The sequence below is a fragment of the Spirosoma daeguense genome, assembly GCF_054776875.1.
The window spans coordinates 290,514-313,307 of sequence record NZ_BAAHBF010000006.1 but is presented as its reverse complement, the minus strand read 5'-3'; the positions used below and the strand labels follow the sequence as shown (position 1 = coordinate 313,307).

General features: G+C 47.7%; 14 protein-coding genes. 9 read left to right on the top strand and 5 right to left on the bottom strand.

The window, feature by feature from the left end; translation table 11 throughout:
* Position 1 precedes the first annotated feature (1 nt).
* Positions 2 to 901, top strand: a complete 900-nt coding sequence (locus ACYVD4_RS20575) for a sugar phosphate isomerase/epimerase family protein (protein ID WP_460948932.1) — start codon at positions 2 to 4, stop codon at positions 899 to 901.
* 129 nt (positions 902 to 1,030) lie between these two features.
* Here the strand turns inward: ACYVD4_RS20575 and ACYVD4_RS20570 are convergent, their stop codons facing one another.
* Together ACYVD4_RS20570 and ACYVD4_RS20565 are read right to left on the bottom strand one after the other, a co-directional pair.
* Entirely contained in the window at positions 1,031 to 2,299 is a 1,269-nt protein-coding gene (locus ACYVD4_RS20570) for a sensor histidine kinase (protein ID WP_460948930.1), read from the bottom strand.
* Complete coding sequence (locus ACYVD4_RS20565; RefSeq protein ID WP_460948928.1) at positions 2,296 to 3,030, bottom strand: response regulator transcription factor; 735 nt, start codon at positions 3,028 to 3,030, stop codon at positions 2,296 to 2,298. Before ACYVD4_RS20565 ends, ACYVD4_RS20570 begins: the two co-directional genes overlap by 4 nt.
* Positions 3,031 to 3,146: 116 nt before the next feature.
* Between ACYVD4_RS20565 and ACYVD4_RS20560 the strand changes: the two genes are divergently transcribed.
* The 4 genes from ACYVD4_RS20560 to ACYVD4_RS20545 all read left to right on the top strand — a co-directional run bounded on the left by ACYVD4_RS20560 (position 3,147) and on the right by ACYVD4_RS20545 (position 12,934).
* On the top strand, positions 3,147 to 5,549 hold the full coding sequence (locus ACYVD4_RS20560; protein ID WP_460948926.1) for a TonB-dependent receptor: 2,403 nt from the start codon (positions 3,147 to 3,149) through the stop codon (positions 5,547 to 5,549).
* A gap of 279 nt (positions 5,550 to 5,828) precedes the next feature.
* The gene (locus tag ACYVD4_RS20555) at positions 5,829 to 6,941 is read left to right on the top strand and encodes a glycoside hydrolase family protein (protein ID WP_460948924.1); all 1,113 of its coding nucleotides are present in this window, start codon (positions 5,829 to 5,831) and stop codon (positions 6,939 to 6,941) included.
* A gap of 35 nt (positions 6,942 to 6,976) precedes the next feature.
* Positions 6,977 to 9,421 (top strand): beta-galactosidase GalB, encoded by a 2,445-nt coding sequence (gene galB, locus ACYVD4_RS20550; RefSeq protein ID WP_460948923.1) that lies wholly within the window; start codon positions 6,977 to 6,979, stop codon positions 9,419 to 9,421.
* Positions 9,422 to 9,496: 75 nt separating this feature from the next.
* On the top strand, positions 9,497 to 12,934 hold the full coding sequence (locus tag ACYVD4_RS20545) for a glycosyl hydrolase (RefSeq protein WP_460948922.1): 3,438 nt from the start codon (positions 9,497 to 9,499) through the stop codon (positions 12,932 to 12,934).
* Between the two features lie 43 nt (positions 12,935 to 12,977).
* Here the strand turns inward: ACYVD4_RS20545 and ACYVD4_RS20540 are convergent, their stop codons facing one another.
* Both ACYVD4_RS20540 and ACYVD4_RS20535 read right to left on the bottom strand, forming a co-directional pair.
* Positions 12,978 to 13,802 carry a carboxylesterase family protein gene (locus ACYVD4_RS20540; RefSeq protein ID WP_460948920.1) on the bottom strand — a complete coding sequence of 275 codons (825 nt, stop codon included), beginning with the start codon at positions 13,800 to 13,802 and terminating at the stop codon, positions 12,978 to 12,980.
* A 312-nt stretch (positions 13,803 to 14,114) separates the two neighbouring features.
* Positions 14,115 to 16,469, bottom strand: a complete 2,355-nt coding sequence (locus ACYVD4_RS20535) for a DUF5703 domain-containing protein (protein WP_460948918.1) — start codon at positions 16,467 to 16,469, stop codon at positions 14,115 to 14,117.
* A 102-nt stretch (positions 16,470 to 16,571) separates the two neighbouring features.
* Between ACYVD4_RS20535 and ACYVD4_RS20530 the strand changes: the two genes are divergently transcribed.
* From ACYVD4_RS20530 to ACYVD4_RS20515, 4 genes are all read left to right on the top strand, one after another.
* Entirely contained in the window at positions 16,572 to 18,116 is a 1,545-nt protein-coding gene (locus tag ACYVD4_RS20530; protein WP_460948917.1) for an MGH1-like glycoside hydrolase domain-containing protein, read from the top strand.
* Between the two features lie 6 nt (positions 18,117 to 18,122).
* A complete protein-coding gene (locus tag ACYVD4_RS20525) occupies positions 18,123 to 19,715 on the top strand; it encodes a sodium:solute symporter family protein (protein ID WP_460948915.1) in 1,593 nt (530 codons plus the stop codon).
* The gene (locus ACYVD4_RS20520) at positions 19,708 to 20,646 is read left to right on the top strand and encodes a dihydrodipicolinate synthase family protein (RefSeq protein ID WP_460948913.1); all 939 of its coding nucleotides are present in this window, start codon (positions 19,708 to 19,710) and stop codon (positions 20,644 to 20,646) included. Before ACYVD4_RS20525 ends, ACYVD4_RS20520 begins: the two co-directional genes overlap by 8 nt.
* A gap of 129 nt (positions 20,647 to 20,775) precedes the next feature.
* Positions 20,776 to 21,402, top strand: coding sequence for a carbonic anhydrase (locus ACYVD4_RS20515; protein ID WP_460948911.1), 627 nt, complete (start codon positions 20,776 to 20,778; stop codon positions 21,400 to 21,402).
* A 136-nt stretch (positions 21,403 to 21,538) separates the two neighbouring features.
* On the opposite strand, the gene ACYVD4_RS20510 is transcribed toward ACYVD4_RS20515, so the two are convergent.
* Positions 21,539 to 22,762: an MFS transporter gene (locus tag ACYVD4_RS20510; RefSeq protein WP_460948909.1), complete on the bottom strand. Its 1,224-nt coding sequence runs from the start codon at positions 22,760 to 22,762 to the stop codon at positions 21,539 to 21,541.
* Between the last annotated feature and the right edge of the window lie 32 nt (positions 22,763 to 22,794).

The window sequence follows — 22,794 nt, the reverse complement described above, 5'->3', positions numbered from 1 at the left end:
AATGCTGAAATTCACTCGCCGTCAATTCATTACGTCTGGATCGCTACTTGCTGCTGGCTTATTATTGCCCGATGAATGGCTTCTGGCAAAATCTGCCGATAAGCAACCCTATAAAATCGCCGTAGTCGATTTGATGATTCTGAAACGGCAGAAATTAGGTGCATTTCAACTGACAAAAGACATTGGTGCCGATGGGCTGGAACTCGATATGGGCGGTTTAGGTCAGCGCGAAACGTTTGATAATCAACTCGCCAACCCCGAAATCAGGCAGCAGTTTCTGGACAAAGCGAAAGAACTGAATCTGCAAATCTGTTCGCTGGCCATGACGGGTTTCTATGCCCAGTCATTTGCAACGCGACCAACGTATCAGCGCATGATTCAGGACTGTTTCGATACCATGAAGGCCATGAACGTGAACGTAGCGTTTCTGCCATTAGGCACGCAGGGCGATCTGGTGAAAAATCCCGAACTGCGCCCGGCTATTGTTGAACGGTTGAAAGTGGTGGGCAAGATGGCGAAAAAAGCGGGTGTCGTCGTGGGTATTGAAACGTCGCTGGATGCCAAAGGAGAGGTGGAATTGCTACGTGAAATCGGCTCAAAAAACATTCAGATTTACTTCAATTTCTCGAATCCACTCAAAGCTGGTCGCGATCTACACGAAGAGTTACGGATACTCGGTAAAAAACGAATTTGTCAAATTCACTGCACCGATGAAGATGGTGTCTGGCTTCAGAACAACCCACGTATCGACCTGAAAAAAGTGAAGCAAACCCTCGACGATATGGGCTGGACAGGCTGGCTGGTCATTGAACGGTCGCGCGACGCCAACGACCCACGTAATGTCAAGAAGAATTTTGGTGCCAACGCTACGTATCTGAAATCAGTGTTTCAGGTGAGTTGATTTAGGCTCAGTGAATTGAACACGATTGGTCTATTAGTCTTCACGTTTTTGTAAAGTAGCGATTTGTATTTCGTTGATTATGAGAAGGATAGATCGAAATTTTAGTCAGTTTTAGGACGTATCGGTTTGTTAAACGGGAGGCAAAAACCAGCGGAATTCATGGGTTCGGGTTATGGCGTCATATGTATACGTAGCCGTACTACCATGTTGTTCAGCAATTTGTTTAACCAGTGCTAAGCCCAAACCAGTTGATTCGGGCTTACCCGGATTTTTTACGAAGCGCTGAAAAAGCTGATCTGCCGGAAATGGTAAAGCAGGTGCTACGTTCCGGGTAATTAAATTAGTTTCGGTCAGAATCACTTCTGCATTGGTAGATTTATCGGCATGCATTAGCGTATTTTTCAACAGATTAACAAGTAGAATATCGACCAGATACGGGCTTAGATTTCGGTAGATAGCCGGGCTGATCTGACTGTGCCAGTTGATGTTGCGATAGTCGGCATACGGCATAAACTGGCGAAACTGATGCTGGACCATATCGCTAAGATTGACCGTTTCTCGTTCCGAAAACTGCTGATTGTCGAGCTTCGTTAATAAAAGAAGCCCTTTGTTCAGGTTTGCCAGTCGACGGATGGCGTGTTGAGAAAGCTCCATTAATTCTACCTGCTCGCCCGTAAGCGGTTCTGTTGCCAGTAAGTTGTCGATCTGTGTCGTGAGTAAAGCAAGTGGTGTCTGCATCTCGTGCGCGGCATTATCGGCAAACTCTTTCTGCGCTTTGTATTGATGATAAACATTGCTGCTCATGCTGTTCAGTACGTTGCTCAACTGGTTGAACTCACGAATCGTACTCGGTGTGAATGTTGTAGGCACCGGATCATCGAGCCGATAGCGGCCTAATTCTTCAATGAGCTGATAAAAAGGTTGCCAAAGCTTACGCGATACCCAGCCGTTGAGCAGAACCAGTAACCCTAGCAAAAGCACCAGTCCAACCGTAACGATCAGCGATAACAATCGCGCAATTTCGTTCAACTCGCCCATCGCATGGCGGACTGTGATTCGATAGGCTTTGTTGTTGACAAGAATCGTTGCCACGAGCTTGCGAACAGGTATTTGTTGATTTTCTCGCCAATCAAATTCCTGTGTGTTGGAGAATACGGGTGAAACAGGCGTTGTTGCAGAAATGGGTTCAATTTGCGGATTGTCTAACGGGAATTGCCCGTTTAATGAGTGTCCCTGTTTTAGTTGCTGGTGAATAAAGGCCAGATCGCTGCTGAGTTGTTCATCAATTTCGTACTGAATACCTCTGTCGATGAGCAGATGAAACAGCCAGCCACCCCCAACCACAACCGGTATGGATGCTAATAGTAAGTATAACAGGGTTTTATGGAGTAGGCTCATGCGAGAGTGCTGAAGATATAGCCCGCTCCATACCGGGTTTTAATGTAATCCGGACAACCCTGATCCATCAATTTTCGTCGCAAATTCCGAATGTGTGTATAGAGAAATTCGTGGGAATCGGCTCCGTCCATATAATCGCCCCAAACCGACTCGGCTATGGCCGATTTGGTCAATAACCTATTGACGTTCGCAATAAAAAACAAAAGCAATTGATACTCTTTTTCAGTCAGTTCCACTCGGTTTCCCTGAACGCTTACACTGTGCGCCTGGGTGTTGATACCGATAACACCCGCCGTAAGCTGTAAATGACCATTGAACGAACGCCGACGTAGCACGGATTTGATACGAGCATTGAGTTCGGGCAGGTGAAACGGCTTGGTCAGGTAGTCGTCGGAGCCGAGTTCCAGCCCCATTAGTTTGTCGTCTAGTGAATTTTTGGCAGAAATAATAATCAGGCCGGGAGTCGCTATTTCGGAAGCTGCTGAACCGGAAATCGACGTAGCATTTGACTGACTCTGCTGTTGCGTAGTACGTACCTGCTGAATCAAATTGAGGCCGTTGCCATCGGGCAATCCAATATCGACCACAATGCAATCATAATCATAGTCGTGAATGGCCCGACTTGCCTGCGCGTAGGTCGACGTGGCCGTAACAACGTACTTCTCCGACTCCAGAAAAGATTGCATGGCCTTCAGTAAATCGGGTTCGTCTTCAACCAACAGGAGTTTCATTGTCTTGATAATTTACCAATAATACGGCTGAAATCTGAAGCAAATCTGTATCCATACTTCAGATTTGCTTCGGAATCTAGCGGTTATTTCGTGGGTCAAGTTAACCGAATACGCCGATGAAAATAGCTCATATTGTTATCCTGTTTCTTATGTCGATGCCTGTTGCGATGGCCCAGATGCCCAGCGTAACCTTGTCGGGTACTGTTAAAGAAGCCAAAAACAAAGCCCTGCTTCCGTTTGTGAACGTAACACTGCTGACACCAGCCGACAGCGCGTTTGTGACGGGAGCAATCACGAACGAAGCGGGTATTTTTTCAATCACGGGTGTAAAACCGGGCGACTATCTGTTGAAAGTTACGTACATCGGCTACCGAACCCAGATCCAGCCCGTGTTGGTGGGCCAGTTGAACGCATTTCTGAATCTGGGAACCATTGAACTGACGGAGGAAGAGGCTCAGTTGGGAGAAGTGGTTGTAACAGCTCAGCACGAAGCCATTGCGAATGCGATGGATAAAAAGACGTTTACGCTGGCCGAAAATCTCAGTCAGGCGGGTGGTTCGGCGCTGGAAGCCATGAAAAATTTGCCGGGGGTTACCGTAGCCGACGATGGCAAGCTTCAATTGCGCGGCAGCACAAACGTAATGGTGCTCATCGATGGGAAGCAGACGGCATTAACGGGTTTTGGTAGCCAATCGGGGTTGGACAATATTCCGGCATCGGCCATCGAACGAATCGAAATCATCAACAATCCGTCGGCTAAATATGACGCCAATGGCAATGCCGGGATTATCAACATCATCTATAAAAAAGAGAAAAAAGAAGGTTTCAATGGGAAGATTGGGCTGGCTGGAGGGCTGGGCGCACTCTGGATAAAACAGGAAAATTACCCAACCATTCGTCCACAGTATCAGCGAACGCCCAAAATAAATCCCTCACTTTCGCTCAATTACCGCAAAAACAAAGTCAATCTGTTTTTACAGGCCGACAATCTCTACACACAAACGTTGAACAAAAATGAATTTGCCGACCGATTTTACGATACGGGCGAGGTAGTGCGTCAGCAAACAAAACGGAACCGAAATACCAATATTGTTACGTCGAAAGCGGGGCTTGACTGGTATATCGATCCCGATAATACGATTACCGTTTCGGGGCTTTTCAGCAGCGAAAAAATCATTGATCGGGGCGATGAACCGTTCTTTAATGCTACGTTGTCGGAGCGGCTGCGGCTGTGGCAGTTTCTGGAAGATGAGTTAAAAACGACCGTAACCGCTACCGCTAGCTGGCAACACCGATTTAAACAACCCGGCCGACTGCTTAACGTGGGACTGAATTATACCTTTCATCGGGAAGATGAGAAGTATTTCTTCACTAATATCCTGCCGACCTATACCGGCACCGATTCGTTTAAATTGCTGTCGGATGAGAACGTAGCGGATTTAACGGTCGATTATGTTCAGCCACTAAAATACGGTCGTCTGGAGTTGGGTACTAAATTTCGCCGTCGCTACATTCCGACTAATATGCAGTTTTTTCCGGGCCTGAATTCGCCCATTGACGTGAATGCGGGCGGCTGGGCAACGTACAGCGAAACCATTCCGGCTCTGTATGGAACCTACGTACTGGAAACCCGTCGGCTTGAGGTGGAAGCGGGCCTGCGAACAGAATACGTAGACCTGCGTTATAACGTAAACCCGAATCATAATACGTATCGCAGCGATGGCTATCACTACGGTCAGCCGTTTCCGAATGTGCGGATGGCGTACAAACTCAACGACCGTGCTCAGCTATCGCTCTTCTACAACCGACGCGTAGACCGCCCTAATGAGGTGGATATTCGCATTTTCCCGAAGTATGACGATGCCGAAATTATTAAAGTGGGTAACCCCGGTCTGCGTCCGCAATTCACGACGTCGTATGAGTTAGGGTTCAAACAAAACTGGAAAGCGGGCTATCTCTATCTAGCTGCTTACCACAAGGAAATGCAGGCAACCATCACGCGGATTGCCAGTATCGTTCCCGGCAGCACGCTGATTTACAATATCTTCCAAAACGCGGGCAACAGCCGAAATTCGGGTGCCGAACTGGTTTTCTCGCAGAAAGTAGGGAAATGGACGACGCTGAACCTGAACCTGAACGGATATCAGACTACAATTGATGCGTTTTCGGTTGTTAATCTGTATCCGGTCGTAAATACGTTTTCGGCCGAGCGCCAGCAATTGATTTCGGGAAATGTGAAACTGAATGGCGTGTTCCAGCTTCCCCGCCAGTTCGACGCGCAGCTTACCATGATCTATCTGGCTCCCGATCTGGTTCCGCAGGGCCGAATCGACTCACGATTTTCGATTGATGTGGGGCTGAAAAAAAGCGTTCGAAAAGGGGAGTGGTTCCTGAATGCCACCGACATTGCTAATACGCTACGTATCCGACGGAATGTGCAAGGCGACGGTTTCCGCTACGTTAGCACCGATTATTACGAGACACAGGTAGTACGTCTGGGCTACAATCATAAGTTCTGAAAACCCCACGGCAACGGCCGACCGTCCTAAATCTCTGCCTACAGGCTAATCTTGTCGGGGTTTTGATTTTAACACCCCCTGCCCCCTCCTAAAACAGTAGGGGGTGAGAGAAAAGGGCCGCTTCTGTATGTTCCCCTCCTGTTTTAGGAGGGGCTAGGGGTGGTAAGTCCTGCCACGCTAACATTATACAATATTTCGGGAAAATGGTAGAGAGGTATGTTCTTTATCGCGGATAGTTTTGTATTCTGAAGTTGTCAGATGCTTTAACCAGCCCGCGTAATGATTTCCCGGTTCCTGCGAATTGTACTTCTTTGCCTTGTATCCATATCCGGTTTCGCGCAACATCTCCCCATTTCTGACGCGGAGATGCAGCGTGTTTATGAGGAAGTCAAAACGCCGTTCAAGTACGGATTGGTGATGACGCCCGCCGATAACGACCACAAAATGGATTGCCCAACGGTATTTCGGAAGGGGAAACAGTGGTACATGACCTATCTGCTCTACAATGGGCGTGGTTACGAAACCTGGCTGGCGAAAAGTAAAGACCTGCTGAACTGGGAAACGCAGGGACGTATCATGTCGTTTTCGAGCGATACAACATTGTGGGATGCCAATCAGAAAGCGGGTTATAATGCCTTGCAGAATTACAAGTGGGGCGGTTCCTATGAACTGGAGAAATTCCAGAATAAATACTGGATGTCGTATTTCGGCGGTTCGGCCAAAGGCTACGAAGCGGGCGATCTGTCGATTGGTATAGCCAGCACAACAAAAGACCCGGCAACACCCCACGAATGGCAGCGACAGCCGAAGCCCGTATTAACAGCCAAAGACACCGATACGCGTTGGTGGGAAAACCGGAAACTCTACAAAAGCACCGTTATTCGCGATCCAAAAAAGCTAACGGGTCACCCGTTTGTGATGTACTACAACGCCAACGGCGACACGACGGGCGTACCAAAAACGCGCTGGTTCGAACGGATCGGAATGGCCGTTTCTGACGATATGATTCATTGGCAACGTTTTCAGAAAGAGCCGGTTATGATGCATCCCGTTGGCATTACGGGCGATGCCGTAATTCAGCAAATAGGCGACCGCTACGTTATGTTCTATTTCGGTGCGTTCTGGCAGGATCGCAAAGGCGCTTTTAACCGGTTCGCGGTGTCGAATGATTTAGTAAACTGGACCGATTGGACGGGCGAAAACCTCATCGAACCATCGGAAGAATACGATAATCTTTACGCCCATAAGTCGTACGTACTGAAACATAAAGGTGTCGTTTATCACTTCTATTGTGCTGTAAATAAGCACGATCAGCGCGGTATCGCTGTTGCTACGTCCGCCGATTTAGGAAAAAGTAAAAAGAATTTTGTACCCGCTCCACCGAAGAAATGAGAAACGTATTTGGCTTTCTTTTTGACAGGAAAAACATGAAGAGTTTAGTAGGAAAAAAATCATGTCAGAAAATAATTTTACTCCTGTCATTTATCACAACCGCTACGTTTGCTCAACCACGTAGCGTTCAGGATTTCAACAAAAACTGGCGGTTTTATCTGGGTGATGAGCCGAACGCAAAAAATGCTACGTTTGCCGACGCTGACTGGCGAAAGCTGACTTTACCGCACGACTGGAGCATCGAAGGCCAATTCAGTGAACATCACCTCGGCACAACGCAGGAAGGCGCATTACCAACGGGCATTGGCTGGTATCGGAAAACGTTTACCGTACCCGCTACGTCCAAAAACAAAAGCGTTTTTATCGAATTTGATGGCGTTTACCGGAATAGCGAAGTCTGGATTAATGGCCAATCGCTGGGTGTTCGTCCGTATGGCTATAGTTCGTTTCGGTATGAGTTAACCAAGTATCTGAAATTTGGTAAGGCTCCGAACGTAGTGTCTGTTCGGGTCGATAATTCGGCGCAACCTAATTCACGCTGGTATTCAGGATCAGGTATTTATCGGAATGTGCGGCTGGTCACTACGTCGCCCGTAAGCGTTGCGCAGTGGGGTACTTTTGTAACAACGCCAAACGTGACAGATCAGCAGGCTACGGTGTTGCTGGAAACGCAGATACGTAATGCTGTCGGTCGGCGCTCCGATGGGAAATCGCAAACGGTTCGGGTGGTGAGTGTGATTCAGGACGTAGCAGGGCAAGAAGTAGCCACGGCTGCTACGTCGTCGGTTCGATTAGTCGATACGTTAGCTACCGTTTCGCAGTCGTTCACCGTGAAAAATCCGATGTTATGGACCATCGAAAAACCGTATCTCTACCAGATCGTAACCCGGATTTATAACCAGAATCAACTGGAAGACAGCTACGTAACGCCGTTGGGGATTCGCTATTTCAACTTCGATGCTGCAACGGGTTTTTCGCTGAATGGTAAACCGACGAAAATTCTGGGTGTTTGTCTACATCATGATCTGGGAGCCTTGGGCGCGGCTGTCAATCTTCGGGCCATGCAACGGCAACTCGAATTGCTGAAAACAATGGGTTGCAACGGCATCCGAACGGCGCACAATCCACCCGCTCCCGAGTTTCTCGATCTCTGCGATCAGATGGGTTTTATCGTGATGGATGAAGCCTTCGATATGTGGAAGAAAAAGAAAACGAAGCAGGATTACGGCCTGAACTGGGATGCGTGGCACAAAACCGACCTGGAAGCTATGCTACGTCGCGACCGCAACCATCCGTCGATTTTTATGTGGAGCATCGGCAACGAAATTCGCGAACAGTTTGATTCTACGGGTATTACAATCACGAAAGAACTTGCTAGTATCGTTAAAAAACTTGATGCTACGCGCCCCGTTACGTCGGCGTTGACTGAGAACATTGTCGAGAAAAACTTCATTTATAAGTCGGGAGCGTTGGATTTGCTGGGGTTCAATTACAAACACGAAGCCTATGCCGATTTGCCCAAACAGTTTCCCAATATTCCGATAATTGCTTCAGAAACAGGCTCGTCGCTGCAAACACGCGGTCATTACGATATGCCGTCCGATTCGGTACGGTTCTGGGGAAAAGGCGGCCCGGCAAATTTCAAAGATGGGAATCCCGATTGGACAGCTTCGGCCTATGACAACGAAGCGGCTTACTGGGGTTCGACGCACGAAGCCGTTTGGAAAACAGTGAAAAAATACCCACACATGGCTGGTATTTATGTCTGGACTGGCTTCGATTATCTGGGCGAACCGCATCCGTATCCGTGGCCTGCCCGAAGCTCGTATTTCGGTATTTTCGATCTGGCCGGATTTCCGAAAGATGCGTATTACCTCTATAAGTCGGAGTGGACAAACGAACCGGTTCTGCAAATTTTGCCACACTGGAATTGGAAAAAAGGGCAGACCGTAGATGTGTGGGCGTATTACAGCCAGGCCGATGAAGTAGAGTTATTTTTAAATGATAAATCACTGGGCGTCAGAAAGAAATCGGGCGACGATATGCACGTACTATGGCGTGTTACGTACGAAGCCGGTACGTTGAAAGCCATCTCGCGAAAAGATGGAAAAACGGTGCTAACCCAGACCATTCAAACCGCCGGAAAACCTGCCAAAATTCAATTGATTGCCGACCGCACTACGTTAAAAGCAACTGGTAAAGACTTGTCGTTTGTAACGGTTAACGTAGTGGATGAACAGGGAAATCTTATTCCCGACGCGAGCCATCTCGTTACGTTCAAGCTGGAAGGAGAAGGCGAGATCGTTGGTGTCGATAATGGCTATCAAGCCAGTCTGGAACCCTTCAAAGCCAATTACCGACGCGCTTACAATGGAAAAGCACTAGCCATTATTCAGACAACTGAAAAGGCGGGAAAGATTGTCTTGAAAGCAACGTCGGAAGGGTTACAGAACGCTGTGGTTGAGCTGGTTAGTAAATAGATAAATAGAACACAGATTTTTATGATGGTCATGATCATAACCATCATAAAAATCTGTGTTCCATAAATACCGTTTATGAAAATCCGTTTTAAGCTTGGAATTGTAGGGGTACTCTTATTTGTAACGGCTAATACGTTTGCTCAATCGTCGGGCGGATTATCAAAAATAATCTCTATTGAAAAGCAATCGAAAGATGCCAAGCCGTGGGTGTTCTGGTACTGGATGCAGGGCGGTGTGTCGAAAGAAGGCATTACCGCCGATCTGGAAGCCATGAAAGAGGTGGGGATTGGCGGGGCGTATCTGATGCCAATTAAAGGTGTTCCAAACCCACCTGTTTATACGCCTGCAACCGAGCAACTGAGTCCACGCTGGTGGGAGATGGTTCGGTTTTCGATGCAGGAGGCCAAGAGGCTAGGATTGGAAATGGGTATGCACGTAAGCGATGGTTTTGCGCTGGCGGGTGGCCCGTGGATTACGCCCGAATTGTCGATGCAGAAAGTTGTTTATTCGTCAGTAAAAGTGTCTGGTAGCCAGCGTATTTCGCCGAAAATACCGCAGCCTGTAACCAACGAAGGCTATTACAAAGACATTGCGATACTGGCGTTTCCGTCGCTGGTACCGGGACAGCTATCAGCCAAGCAGTTGCCTAAAATAACGTCCAGCAAAACGGGCACAAATCCGCAATTTCTGGCCGATCCGACAAATAAAAAAGAAAGTTTTCGAAGTGATACAGCTTGCTGGATTCAATACGCGTTCGATCAGCCGTTTACGTGCCGATCCATTCTAATTCGAACGGGTGGCAATAATTATCAGGCGCATCGGCTGAAAATTGAGGTGAGCGACGATGGTAAAACCTTTCGTTCAGTTGGCAGACTAGAACCACCCCGGCACGGCTGGCAGGACACCGATGCCGACGTAACACACGCGATTCCGGCTACGACAGCACGTTATTTTCGGTTTGTGTATGACAAAGCCGGGTCGGAACCGGGTGCCGAAGATCTGGATGCGGCCAAATGGAAATCCAGTTTGAAATTGATCGGGCTGGAATTGTCGTCGGAACCGCGTATCAATCAGTTTGAAGGAAAATCAGCGGCTGTCTGGCGAGTTGGAAAGCGCGATTTGCCGGGTGGAACTGAAAATCTGGCGATCCCAGCTAACAAAATCATTAATCTGACCGACAAGCTGACCAACGACGGGCAACTAAACTGGGAAGTGCCTGCGGGTGAGTGGACTATACTACGTATCGGATATACGTCGACGGGGCATACCAACGCAACGGCTGGAGCAGGTAAGGGACTCGAATGTGATAAATTCAATCCGGCGGCTGTTACGTTACAATTTAATAGCTGGTTCGGCGAAGCGGTAAAACAGATTGGGCCAGAATTGAGAAAAGACGTATTGAAAGTTTTTCACGTCGATAGTTGGGAGTGTGGGAGCCAGAACTGGTCTGCTACGTTCCCGGCGGAGTTCAAAAAACGGCGAGGTTATGATCTGATGCCGTATTTGCCCGTCATGGCAGGAATTCCGGTGGAGAGCATGACCGTTTCGGAGCAGGTGCTGTACGATATTCGCCGGACGGTGGCCGAACTGATTGTGGATGTTTTCTACAAAACGCTGGCCGATCTGGCACATCAGAAAGGTGCTACGTTCACGGCTGAAAGTGTTGCCCCAACAATGACCAGTGATGGATTAGCTCATTACAAGCTGGTTGACGTACCGATGGGCGAATTCTGGCTCAACAGCCCCACACACGACAAACCCAACGACATGCTCGATGCTACGTCGGCGGCTCATATCTACGGAAAAAATATTATTCATGCCGAAGGGTTTACGACAGTTCGAATGGACTGGAGCGAGCATCCGGGTATGTTAAAAACACTTCAGGATCGGAACTATGCACTGGGAATCAACAAACTGGTGTATCACGTCTTTACGCATAACCCGTGGACCGACCGTAAGCCGGGGATGACATTGGATGGGGTAGGGCTGTATTTCCAGCGAGACCAGACCTGGTGGAAATCGGCCAAAGCGTGGGTCGATTATGCGCAACGTTGTCAGACGCTATTGCAATGGGGAAAACCCGTTGCCGACGTAGCGGTTTTTACGGGCGAAGACATCCCACGCCGTGCCGTATTGCCCGACCGATTGGTTGCTACGTTACCCGGAATTTTTGGAAAAGACGTAGTAGAAAAGGAAGCAAAACGGTTGGCTAATCAGAGCGAGCCACTACGTCAGAAACCGGCTGGCGTAACGCATTCGGCCAATATGGCTGATCCCGAAAACTGGGTCGATCCGCTACGTGGGTATGCCTATGATTCGTTTAGCCCCGATGCACTTACTACGTTGGCGAAGGTGCAGAATGGCAAAGTCTCGTTTGCGCCGGGTACGGATTATTCGCTGCTGGTACTGCCCCGTCGAAATCCGCTGCAAGTGAATACTACGTTTGCCACACCCGAAACATTGGAAAAATTGACTAGGTTGGTGAAAGATGGTGCAACGGTTTTGATCGGTGAAAAGCCACTCTATACGGCAGGAAAGACGGCTGGCAGTCAGGATAAAATCAAGTCGTTGGCCGACGAACTATGGGGTGGATTATTTCAGAGCGTAACAGAAGGAGACGCTACGTATCAGCAGAAACGCTTGGGGCAAGGCAAAGTAATTCGGACACCTTTTGCCGGAAATACGTTTGATAAGCTAGGAGTAATACGTGATGTCGCATTTACAGATTCGGCGGGGCAATACGTTCGCGATATGGCCTGGACACACCGTAGTGATGGCGAAACAGATATTTATTTCATTGCCAATCAGCAGAATAAACCACGCAATCTGATGGCCGCTTTTCGGGTGATTGGTAAAACGCCTGAACTTTACAATGCCGTTACCGACGACTTGACCGATGCACGGGAATGGAACTTGCGGGGGTCTCATACACACCTACCAATTCGGCTGGAACCGAACGAATCGCTGTTTGTGATTTTTCGAAAACCGACCCGCCAAATCAGCCAGGTACTTAAAAACAAAACTACTTTGCCGACGGCACAAACGCTTGATGCTACGTGGCAGGTGCAGTTTGATACGGCTTACGGTGGGCCAAAAGAAAAACAGTTATTCGCTCAGTTGACCAATTGGGGTAAATCCACCGATTCGTCGATTCGGTATTATTCTGGTACTGCTACGTATACAAATACCTTTACATGGTCGGGTGCTACGTCGGAACAAATTTGGCTGGATTTGGGACGTATCGCCAACATCGCGAACGTAACACTAAACGGTCATTCCTGCGGTACCGTCTGGACGGCCCCTTATCGAATCGATATTACCAAATTCCTGAAATCGGGCCAGAATCAGTTAACGATCAACGTTAGTAATACGTGGGCTAATCGGCTGATTGGCGATCAGTTTCTGCCCGAAACAAAACGGATTACCCGAACAACAGCACCGTTTCGGTTGCAGGGAAAGCCTTTGCTTGAAGCCGGTTTACTGGGCCCAGTTCGGATTGTGACGGTGGACTAATTGATTCAAATGCTCGTTTGCGAGACAATTGCGTATGAGCAGGCTATTTGTTAAACAACCATTTCGGAATGTCGGAAGAAAGCAGGAAAGGTATAGTAATGTTGTTGTGATCTAGGTTCGAATACGTTGTAAAAAGTAGTTTTTTGTTCTTATTGAGTTTATCGAATAAAGCGACACTTCCCGCATATGGATTTTCATCATCCCGTTTGCCGTGAATCAACCATATTTTTTTCTTGCTCATCTCGTCAATATTGGAAACGTCGGGAACTCCAGCCATCGACACCACAGCCGCAAATGTTTCTGGCTCACGATTGAGTAAATTTTGTGCAGTTGACCCTCCCATAGAATAGCCTACAAGATAAACCCGTCTACGATCAATAGCGGGGTATTCTTTTTTGAGATCTTTTATAAGTTCTAATACGTTTGGAACGTCGGAAGACGGTGTGGAAACAAGGATATTTTCAGCGTTTGGTTTATAATTCGAGGAGCGTTCTTTGAACTGTGGTGCTACAACAAAACACTTATAGTTTGTGTAAATATCGGCTCTCAACCAGATTCTGGACAGAGGTTCTAGTTGGTTTTCATTATCAGAACCCAGCCTGGTCGAATTATGCAACGTAATGACTAATGGGTATGTCTCGTTAGGTGAATAATCGCTAGGGAGCAACAAACGGTAAGGGATTTCTACGCTGTTTTTATTGAAAATTCTTTTTTGAAATTTATCAGTTGGGATGGCATTAACTGCCTGTCTTGTTTTTGCGAAAGTCAAGCTATCAATTTCAATTTCGTTATGTGTGTGTGTTTGAGCAAGCGAATAACTTGAGGTGAATAATGGTAAAAAACTGAACGCTAAAAATAGGCTTCTCATGTAAAAATGGGTCGTAAAAATGGCGGTTAATTCTCAACTAAATCCCTATTCTGATTTGCATTGCAATAGTAACTAAAAACTGAAATAGTGAGATATATTTGATTGAATGTAAGCTTCGTTTCACCAGATACTCTGCTGGAAGCCGGTTTGCTGGGGTGAGTCCGGATTGTGACAGCGCAATAATTGACAGTTCTCGCCCGCGATTGCATCGCGGATGCTTGAGGTTCGCGTCTGCGACGCACAGGACAAGCCAATACATCGCGTCATAGACGCGGTTCTCGAGCATCCGTGATGCAATCGCGGACGAGCACCCTACTTTAACAAATTCACTACGTCGCTACGTCTCGATTCAGGTGTTACGTTCAGCGATTCGAGCTTGCCGTTTTTGAGAACAGCTTCAACGGTAGTGTTGTATGGCGCGTGCAGTTTGACATGTACATCCCAGTTTTTGGGCCAGGCCGGAAACAGATAGATTTTTTTGCCGTCGGTTTGCAAGAGCATCTCCTGAAGGCCAATCATACCCGAACCACCCCAGTTATGATCGGGCGTCCAGTCGAAACCGGGGCCCCAGAAGGTAGGAAATCGGCGGGGGGCGTTTCCTAATTTGAGGAGTGTCAGGCGGGCCGCTTCATCGGTCAGGCCCAAGCGAGCCGCGAAAATATTGTCCTGCTTCCAGCCAACATGACTCCGAAATTTCAACGCGTCTTTGTCGTACCGATACGTATTGATGGCCGTATCCAAACCTGGTTTGCCGATGCCGTAAATACCCCACGGATAAACCGGATAGAGTTGGGGCGATTCTACATTGTTGATACGTTCCCAAAGTTTGGCGGGCGCAATGGTCGGATGCCCATCGAACGACCGGAACGAAATGGCTGGAATCCGGTCGAGCATGGCCTTCCAATTCACTCGTTTTTCGGTTGTCAGATACGTATCAGGAAGTTCCAGTAATCGGGTTAAAACAGTACGTAGCGCCGAAACGGTTGAGGTCGAATTATAGGTCATTTTGTACGTTTCGGCGGCCGAACCGGGATACAGAATCAGCTTTTTATCGCCATCCAATGCTTTGCTGCCGCGTTTCCTGGCCAGATACTGGTAATGTTCATCAAAGAACGTCAGACAGCTTTCAATGAACGGTACGTATTCCGCTACGTTCTGACCGGCGTAACGTTCAGTTTCGAGCATCATCAGGCAAAACTCCAGTACCGTATCCCATTCATATTCGAGCCAGGCGTTGTATTCCATGCCTTTGTCGTAACCTGCTGGACGTTTGGTGCCGTATTCAGCAAAATTGGGCAGGCCAAAGTTTTCGATCTGTTCGGTAAAACTCGCTCCTTTGTGTTTCCAATAAAACTCAGTTCGTAACTCCGCATTTTTGAGCATGTTCAGGTAAAAATCGAACTGTGGTTTCATCAGTTGCCAGTCGCCACTTTTGAGCATCGGCCAATAAACGAGTCGTTGATTCTGAGCCGTATGAATGCCACCACCCCAGTTGCGGAAATCGGGCGTAAACCGCATCGTAGAGTCAATTGTCGACGGATCGTAGGTAAACAAGCCACCGTTGAATTTAGTCGGGTAGTTGCCAAACGCGTTGCAGCCGAGCATGTAGCGAAATAACTGATAATTACGTGCGATTTCCCATTCGGGTGAGTTTGGTGATGCGTTGATGTAGATATAACTTTTCGACCAGAAATCCTGCCACCACTTTTGCGTTTTCAACTGAGCCGTTTTCGCCGACGTAACGACTTCTTTTTGAACCTCCTCCAGCCCCTGTTTCCAGTCGGCTACGTTGGCCGATTGAGCGGTATGCACCGTAAGAACAAGCGAATGATTTCGGGCGGGTGACGTACTGGCGAGTTTCCAACCCTGAAAATCAGCGTCCAGATACCGACCCTGATACGTTCCGGCGGACTTCATCCCGTTTCCTGATAAACCTCCGCCAAAGGTCAAATTCTTGATGGGGTTATATAGATGATTCTTAATGCTATCCAAGCCTTGTTGCTCTACTGTTGCGTCGAAAGCGGAGCGTTCTGAGCCGTTTCGATGGAAAAACAAAACGGTGTTATTGTCAAAGTCAATCGAATCTTTCAGCGTTTTTACCTCTCCCTGTGGGGCAAATTTGTACGAATTGGCATTGTTTTCTTTGCCTTTCGTTACGTGGTCGACATAGCGCCAGCTTTCAAAAGCGGCTTCCGCCTTGATCGCTCTATTGCTCGCTACGTCAACGTGAACAACCGGCCGGAACACATCGACCCAAACCGTTACGTTAGCCGACAGCCCCGACGTAGCACCCTTGATTTCAATGTGTCCTTTGTTCAACATTAATTCCTGCCGGAACGTAGCACCGTCGGCAAACGGATTGGGTGAAAGTTTCAACCGAACACGTCCGAGTTTCAGGACCGTATTATTGTGATCGAACGTACCGCTTTTTGCTACGTAGAACAGCAAGTCGCCGTTTTCAACCCAGACATTCAGACCAATATCGCCACCACCGCAAGGCATTGATTCTGACGAATTTTTGCTTTGACTCGTCCACGCTACGTTATACTGATCGATTGGATTTACTTGCGCAAAACCGTTCGTTAATACGTTTATAATTAATGAGATAACCAGTAATAAACGTAGTATATTTTGATACGTTGGCTGGCGGTTAGTGATGCGTGTCAAGGCTAATATGGTATAATTAAAAGGGAAAATAGTAGAGATTGAGGACAAATTTAGGAAGTAGCTTTGTGAAGAGCCTTTATGCGTTGATAGTTTTGACCTGAGATGCTGAAAAATTATTGTTTACTGATTTGCTTACTCCAAACCACGCTGGGCTGGTCGCAGTCGGCGAAGGTGTTATCGACGGAACCTCTGAAACAGTACGTTATGTACTTCAATGTGCTGGATCAGGAAGAAGCGGTGAAGAATTACGTGCCTAATGATCAGTCGTTTGCGTGGTTGTCTAACAATATTCCGTTGTTCGATTGCCCTGATACGTCGCTGCGGGAGATGTACTATTACCGTTGGTGGGCGTTTCGGAAACACCTGAAAGAAACGCCGGAGGGCTTTATTTTTACCGAATTTATTACGCCCGTCAAACACGCCGGAAAATACAATGCCGTCAGCAGTGCGCTCGGTCATCATATCTACGAAGGTCGCTGGCTGCACAATCCTAAGTTCATAGACGACTATATTTCGTTCTGGCTCTATGTCGATCCGAAGCATACGGCGCAACGGTTTCATGGATTCAGTAGCTGGGTCGATGATGCCGTTTACAATCGCTACCTTGTTAATCTCGACAAGACATTTATTCAGAAAAATCTGCCTGCACTTGATGCCGATTACCGGAAATGGCAGGAGGAAAAACAACTGCCGAGCGGTTTGTTCTGGCAGTTCGATGTGAAAGATGCCATGGAGGAATCCATCAGCGGGTCGCGGAAGGATAAAAATCGTCGGCCAACGATCAACAGCTATATGTACGGCAATGCCAAAGCACTGGTGGCAATGGCCGAACTGGCGAAAAACGATACGTTAAAACGTCGCTATGAACAACTTGCGGTTAATCTGAAAAAACTGACGCAGGATAGTTTGTGGAATACGACGAATCAGTTTTTTGAGGTAAAACATCCCAACGGTACGTTCGCTAACGTCCGCGAAGCGATTGGCTTCATTCCCTGGTATTTCAACCTGCCCAACGATACGCCCGAATACGCCAAACAATGGGCGCAACTGACTGATACAACGGGTTTCTGCGCGCCTTGGGGCATTACCACCGCCGAACGTCGGCATCCGCAGTTTCGCACGCATGGATCAGGGCACAGTTGTGAATGGGATGGTGCATTATGGCCATTTGCCACTACCCAAACGTTGAAAGCGTTATCGAATCTGCTCACGAATTATACGCATCAGAGCGGTATGACGAAGGATGTGTTTTACAGAGAGTTATTGAAATACAGTCGTTCGCATACCATGAACGGAAAGTTGTATCTGGGTGAATATCAGGATGAAAAAACGGGTGAATGGCTGAAGGGTGATAACCCACGTAGCAAGTTTTACAATCATTCCGGTTTTGCGGATCTGATCATTAATGACCTGATTGGCCTGAAGCCGCGCGCCGACAACGTACTGGAAATTCAGCCACTCGTTCCCGATAATAAATGGGGTTGGTTTTGTCTGGACAACGTACTGTATCACGGCAAAACCCTGACCATTCTTTACGATAAAACCGGAAAACATTACGGTAAAGGAAAGGGGTTCATAGTCTTTTCGAACGGAAAGCAAGTATTTAAAGGAAATACGTTGCAGAACGTAACGATTCGTAAGTTTTAGCCTTCCATGAAAAACCTACCCTTATTCGACCTAAGTATTATTGCCGCTTATCTGGTGGCAATGGTGCTGGTGGGCGTGTACTTTTCCCGAAAAAACAAAAATGCCGATCAGTTTACGACGGCTTCAGGCCTGATTCCGGGCTGGGCTACGGGCCTGTCGATTTATGCTACGTTCCTGAGTAGCAATACGTTTCTGGGCGTTCCGGGTAAGGCATTTGGCGGAAACTGGAACTCGTTTGTGTTCAGCTTGTCGATGCCGATTGCTGCCTACGTAGCGTCGCGGTTTTTTGTGCCATTTTACCGGAGTACGGGCGAAGTGTCGGCCTATACCCATTTCGAACATCGGTTTGGTCCCTGGGCCAGAACCTACGCCGTCGTCTGTTTTCTGTTAACGCAATTGGCCCGTATGGGGTCGATTTTTCTTGGAATCGCGCTGAGTTTACAGGCACTCACAGGCTACTCGATGCAAACGATTATGCTGGTGATGGGCGTTTGTATTATCATTTACACCGTAATGGGCGGGATTGAAGCCGTTATCTGGACCGAAGTGGTGCAGGGCGTTATCAAAACGTTCGGGGCCCTTCTGATTCTATACCTGATTGTTGAAGCTATGCCGGGGGGCGTTTCTACCATTGTCGATATTGGCAACGCGAACGATAAGTTTAGTCTGGGAAGTTTATCGCCCGATTTTACACAATCGACGTTTTGGGTCGTGTTGTTGTATGGTTTCTTTATTAACCTGAACAATTTCGGGATGGACCAGAATTACATTCAACGGTATCATACTACGGCATCGGCGGAAGAAGCGCGGAAATCGTTGTGGTTGTGTGTCTGGCTCTACGTACCGGCGTCGTTGTTGTTTTTTATTATTGGTGCCTGTCTGTTTGCGTACTATCAGCAACACCCCGAATTACTTGAAACTATCCGACGGAACGTAGCACTCGAACGCTTACCCGCTTCGGCATCGGCTGCGGAGATTTCGCGACTGGCTGCTACGTTGCAGCCCGCTGATTATGGCGATAAAGTGATGCCGAATTTTATGGTGACCAACGTACCGGCTGGCTTGATGGGGCTAATTATTTCGGCCATTCTGTCAGCGGCCATGAGCACAATTAGCTCGGGCATGAACGCATCAGCAACGGTCTTTACCGAAGATATTTACAAACGCTACGTTAACCCGAATCCATCGGCCAAAAAACAGCTTCGGCTTTTACACATTGCCACCGTTATTGTTGGCGTGATGGGATTGGGAGCAGGATTGGCCATGATTGGGGTAAAAAGCATTCTGGATGCCTGGTGGACACTGTCGGGCATTTTTGCGGCTGGTATGCTTGGTCTGTTTTTACTTGGTCTCATCAGCCGACAAACGCAAAACCGCGAAGCTATTCTCGCAACTACCATTGGCGTGCTGGTGATTGTCTGGATGACATTTTCGAGCAAACTACCCGACGAATATGGCTATCTCCGCAATCCGCTACACAGCAATATGATTATCGTGATCGGTACGCTCACCATTTTTCTGGTTGGTGTGCTGCTTACAAAACTAAAAGGTCGTTCTCTTGAACAAACAAAGGAAGCTACGCTACTCTCCAATGAATAACCCACATTCCGCCCAAAAAGGATTTATTCCTGTAATGCTTACGCCATTTACCGACAGTGGCGCTATTGATTTCGATGCACTGACCCGACTCACCGAGCTGTATTTGCAAGCCGGAGCGGCTGGTCTGTTTGCCAATTGTTTATCGAGTGAAATGTTCGAGTTAAGCGAAGCCGAACGGATTCAGATTATCGAACATGTAATTAAGGTAACGAATGGAGCCGTGCCGGTGGTGGCTACCGGAACCTTCGGTGGACCTATCGATACACAGGCTGATTTTGTGAAACGCGTACACGCTACAGGTACCGACGCCGTAATTCTGATTACGGGTTTGCTGGCTGAGGAAAGCGATTCAGATGCGGTTTTCAATGAGCGAGTTCTTCAATTGCTGGATCGTACGGAGAACGTTCCAGTTGGGTTTTACGAATGCCCGGTTCCTTACAAACGACTGATTTCACCTGACCAACTGAAGCTTTTTGTTGATACAGGACGGGTGATTTATCATAAAGATACCTGCCTTGATATTGAGCAGATCAAGGAAAAACTTCGGTTAGCAAGCCGTCCCGGTTTTGGCCTTTACGATGCCTACATGGTACACGCCGTTGAGTCGTTGAAAGCGGGTTCGGCGGGGCTTTCGTGCATTCAGGGTAACTTCTTCCCTGAACTCATCGTGTGGCTTTGTCAGAATTATAACAACACTGATTTGCAGGGCAACGTAGCAAAAGTGCAGCAATTCCTGATCGATAGTATGGACGTAATACATAACGTATATCCTACCGTATCGAAGTACTTCCTGCAATTGCGCGGCTTCGAGATGTCGACGTTTACCCGACGTAACGTTGGTACATTCGCACCCGCCGTTGCGAAACAGGTGGAAGAATTGTTTGCTACGTATCGCCAATTGCAGGAAGAACTGGAGTTGGAAATAGCGTAATGTGACTGCTTATAGGTAGTAGAGCGAGCTATTGATGCACTAAGTAGATTTTAGTAGTGTATGCTGGATTTTTTGGATATTCCCCGTAATTTGGAAGCCAACTCTTAAAATTCGATTAAAAGACTAGGTATGAATTTCGAGACAATATTCAAAAATAACGGGGATTGGATAAAACGACAATTATCGCTTGATCCAGAGTATTTCAATACACTGTCTAAGGGGCAAAAGCCTGAAATACTGTACATTGGCTGTTCAGATAGCCGCGTTACGGCCGAAGAACTGATGGGGGCAAAACCCGGCGAGGTGTTTATTCATAGAAACATTGCCAACATGGTGATTTCTATTGATTTAAGCTCTATGTCGGTGATCAACTACGCGGTTCGGCACCTGAAGGTTAACCATATCGTTGTTTGCGGACATTATGAATGCGGAGGTGTGAAAGCATCGCTGGAAGCTGCCGATTTGGGTATTCTGAATCCCTGGTTGCGGAATATTCGGGATGTATACCGGATTCACATGGACGAACTGGACGCTATCGAAGAAAGACAAAAACGGTTCGATCGGTTAGTTGAACTAAACGTGCAGGAGCAGTGCATCAACGTACTGAAAACGGCCGAAGTACAGGAAGCTTTTAAAGAAAGAGGACTGACCGTAAGCGGATGGGTATTTGATATTCGCAGTGGAAAAATTGTTGACCTGAATATCGATTCTACTGCTGTGATGAAGAATATCCAGAAGATTTACGATCTGGGTTAATTCAAAAATCTGCAATAAATAAAATTACCCCGCCCAAAGTCCCTACGGGGGAGGACTTTGGGCGGGGTAATTTTTGAAGTCCCTACGGGGGAGAGACTTAGGGTGGGGTAACTGCGAATAAGAATGAGCGTTCTGTCTAGTTCTTGTTTCCTTTTAGAATATAACTTAGGGCGACTACCACTAATAGCAATGCTAAAAGCCCTAAAGCCGTAGTCAAGGAAGAACGCTGGGCGATAAATCCTAGCAATGCCGGACCAGCCAGCATACCTGTATAGCCCATGGTTGTGATGGCCGATAGACTTACCGTGGGCGCAATACCGGGCAGTCGTCCGGCTGCACTGAAAAAGATTGGAACAATGTTGGCTGCGCCCAAACCAAGCAATATAAAACCCGCCAGCGACCCGTATGCCCACGGACTCAAGATCGCTATGAACAAGCCCGCTGCACCCAGCAAACTACCGCCTACTACTACCGTTCTCCCGTTCAGTCGAGAAACGATTTTGTCGCCAATAAGCCGCATCGTTGCCATAGCGATAGAAAAAGCGGCATAGCCTGTACCGGCCAATTCGGGTTCTATTCCTTTCGTGTCGCGCAGAAAAATGGCGCTCCAGTCGAGAACGGCACCTTCGGCCAGAAAAACGGCGAAACACATCACACCCAGAAATAAAACGCTGCCGTTCAACCAGCTAAACCGCGTGCTACGTTCGGCAGGCTCATCGGTTGTTGCTGAAAAACTTGCTATGATCTTTTTTTCTTCATCGGCGGGGAATAAATTGTTGTACTGAGTGAACGTGATAATGAGCATTAACGCGGCAATGCTGATGATGGCGTAGACCGGATTCAAACCCAGCTTGATAAGAAAGCCCAAACCTAATGAACCAAACAGGCCGCCCACGCTAAAAAGACCATGCAACGACGACATGATGGGTTTATCGTACAAGTTTTGCACCTGAACGCCATGCGAATTCATCGCTACGTCGATAGCACCCACACCTGACCCGAACAGAAACAACGTAACAGCCATCGCCGTGACAGACGATAATGTAAGTAGTAACGGCAGGGTAATAGCCAGCATCAGCACCGAACAGCCCATAACGACGCGGCTCCCGTATCGACTCACGAGCCAGCCCGACGTAGGCATCATCACCATAGCCCCAGCGCCTAACAACAGTAGTAATAAGCCGAGATCTGCATCATTAAGTGCCAGCCGATCTTTGGCATACGGAACCATCGGTGCCCAACTGGCCATGCCCAGACCACAGACGAGAAAAATTAATTGAGTGGCGATACGTGCCTTTGTAATACGTACTGACGGAATTGCTACGTCCATTGAGGGGTAAGAACTGGTTAAATCAGCCAAAAGTAGATAAACTTTTAGAAGGGGCTACACAG

Excerpts from the sequence above, each read along its gene's own strand:
- ACYVD4_RS20560 (WP_460948926.1), top strand. The coding sequence starts at position 3,147 with ATGAAAATAGCTCATATTGTTATCCTGTTTCTTATGTCGATGCCTGTT.
- ACYVD4_RS20540 (WP_460948920.1), bottom strand. The coding sequence starts at position 13,802 with ATGAGAAGCCTATTTTTAGCGTTCAGTTTTTTACCATTATTCACCTCA.
- ACYVD4_RS20575 (WP_460948932.1), top strand. The coding sequence starts at position 2 with ATGCTGAAATTCACTCGCCGTCAATTCATTACGTCTGGATCGCTACTT.
- galB (WP_460948923.1), top strand. The coding sequence starts at position 6,977 with ATGAAGAGTTTAGTAGGAAAAAAATCATGTCAGAAAATAATTTTACTC.
- ACYVD4_RS20530 (WP_460948917.1), top strand. The coding sequence starts at position 16,572 with ATGCTGAAAAATTATTGTTTACTGATTTGCTTACTCCAAACCACGCTG.
- ACYVD4_RS20565 (WP_460948928.1), bottom strand. The coding sequence starts at position 3,030 with ATGAAACTCCTGTTGGTTGAAGACGAACCCGATTTACTGAAGGCCATG.
- ACYVD4_RS20520 (WP_460948913.1), top strand. The coding sequence starts at position 19,708 with ATGAATAACCCACATTCCGCCCAAAAAGGATTTATTCCTGTAATGCTT.
- ACYVD4_RS20515 (WP_460948911.1), top strand. The coding sequence starts at position 20,776 with ATGAATTTCGAGACAATATTCAAAAATAACGGGGATTGGATAAAACGA.
- ACYVD4_RS20545 (WP_460948922.1), top strand. The coding sequence starts at position 9,497 with ATGAAAATCCGTTTTAAGCTTGGAATTGTAGGGGTACTCTTATTTGTA.
- ACYVD4_RS20525 (WP_460948915.1), top strand. The coding sequence starts at position 18,123 with ATGAAAAACCTACCCTTATTCGACCTAAGTATTATTGCCGCTTATCTG.
- ACYVD4_RS20555 (WP_460948924.1), top strand. The coding sequence starts at position 5,829 with ATGATTTCCCGGTTCCTGCGAATTGTACTTCTTTGCCTTGTATCCATA.
- ACYVD4_RS20570 (WP_460948930.1), bottom strand. The coding sequence starts at position 2,299 with ATGAGCCTACTCCATAAAACCCTGTTATACTTACTATTAGCATCCATA.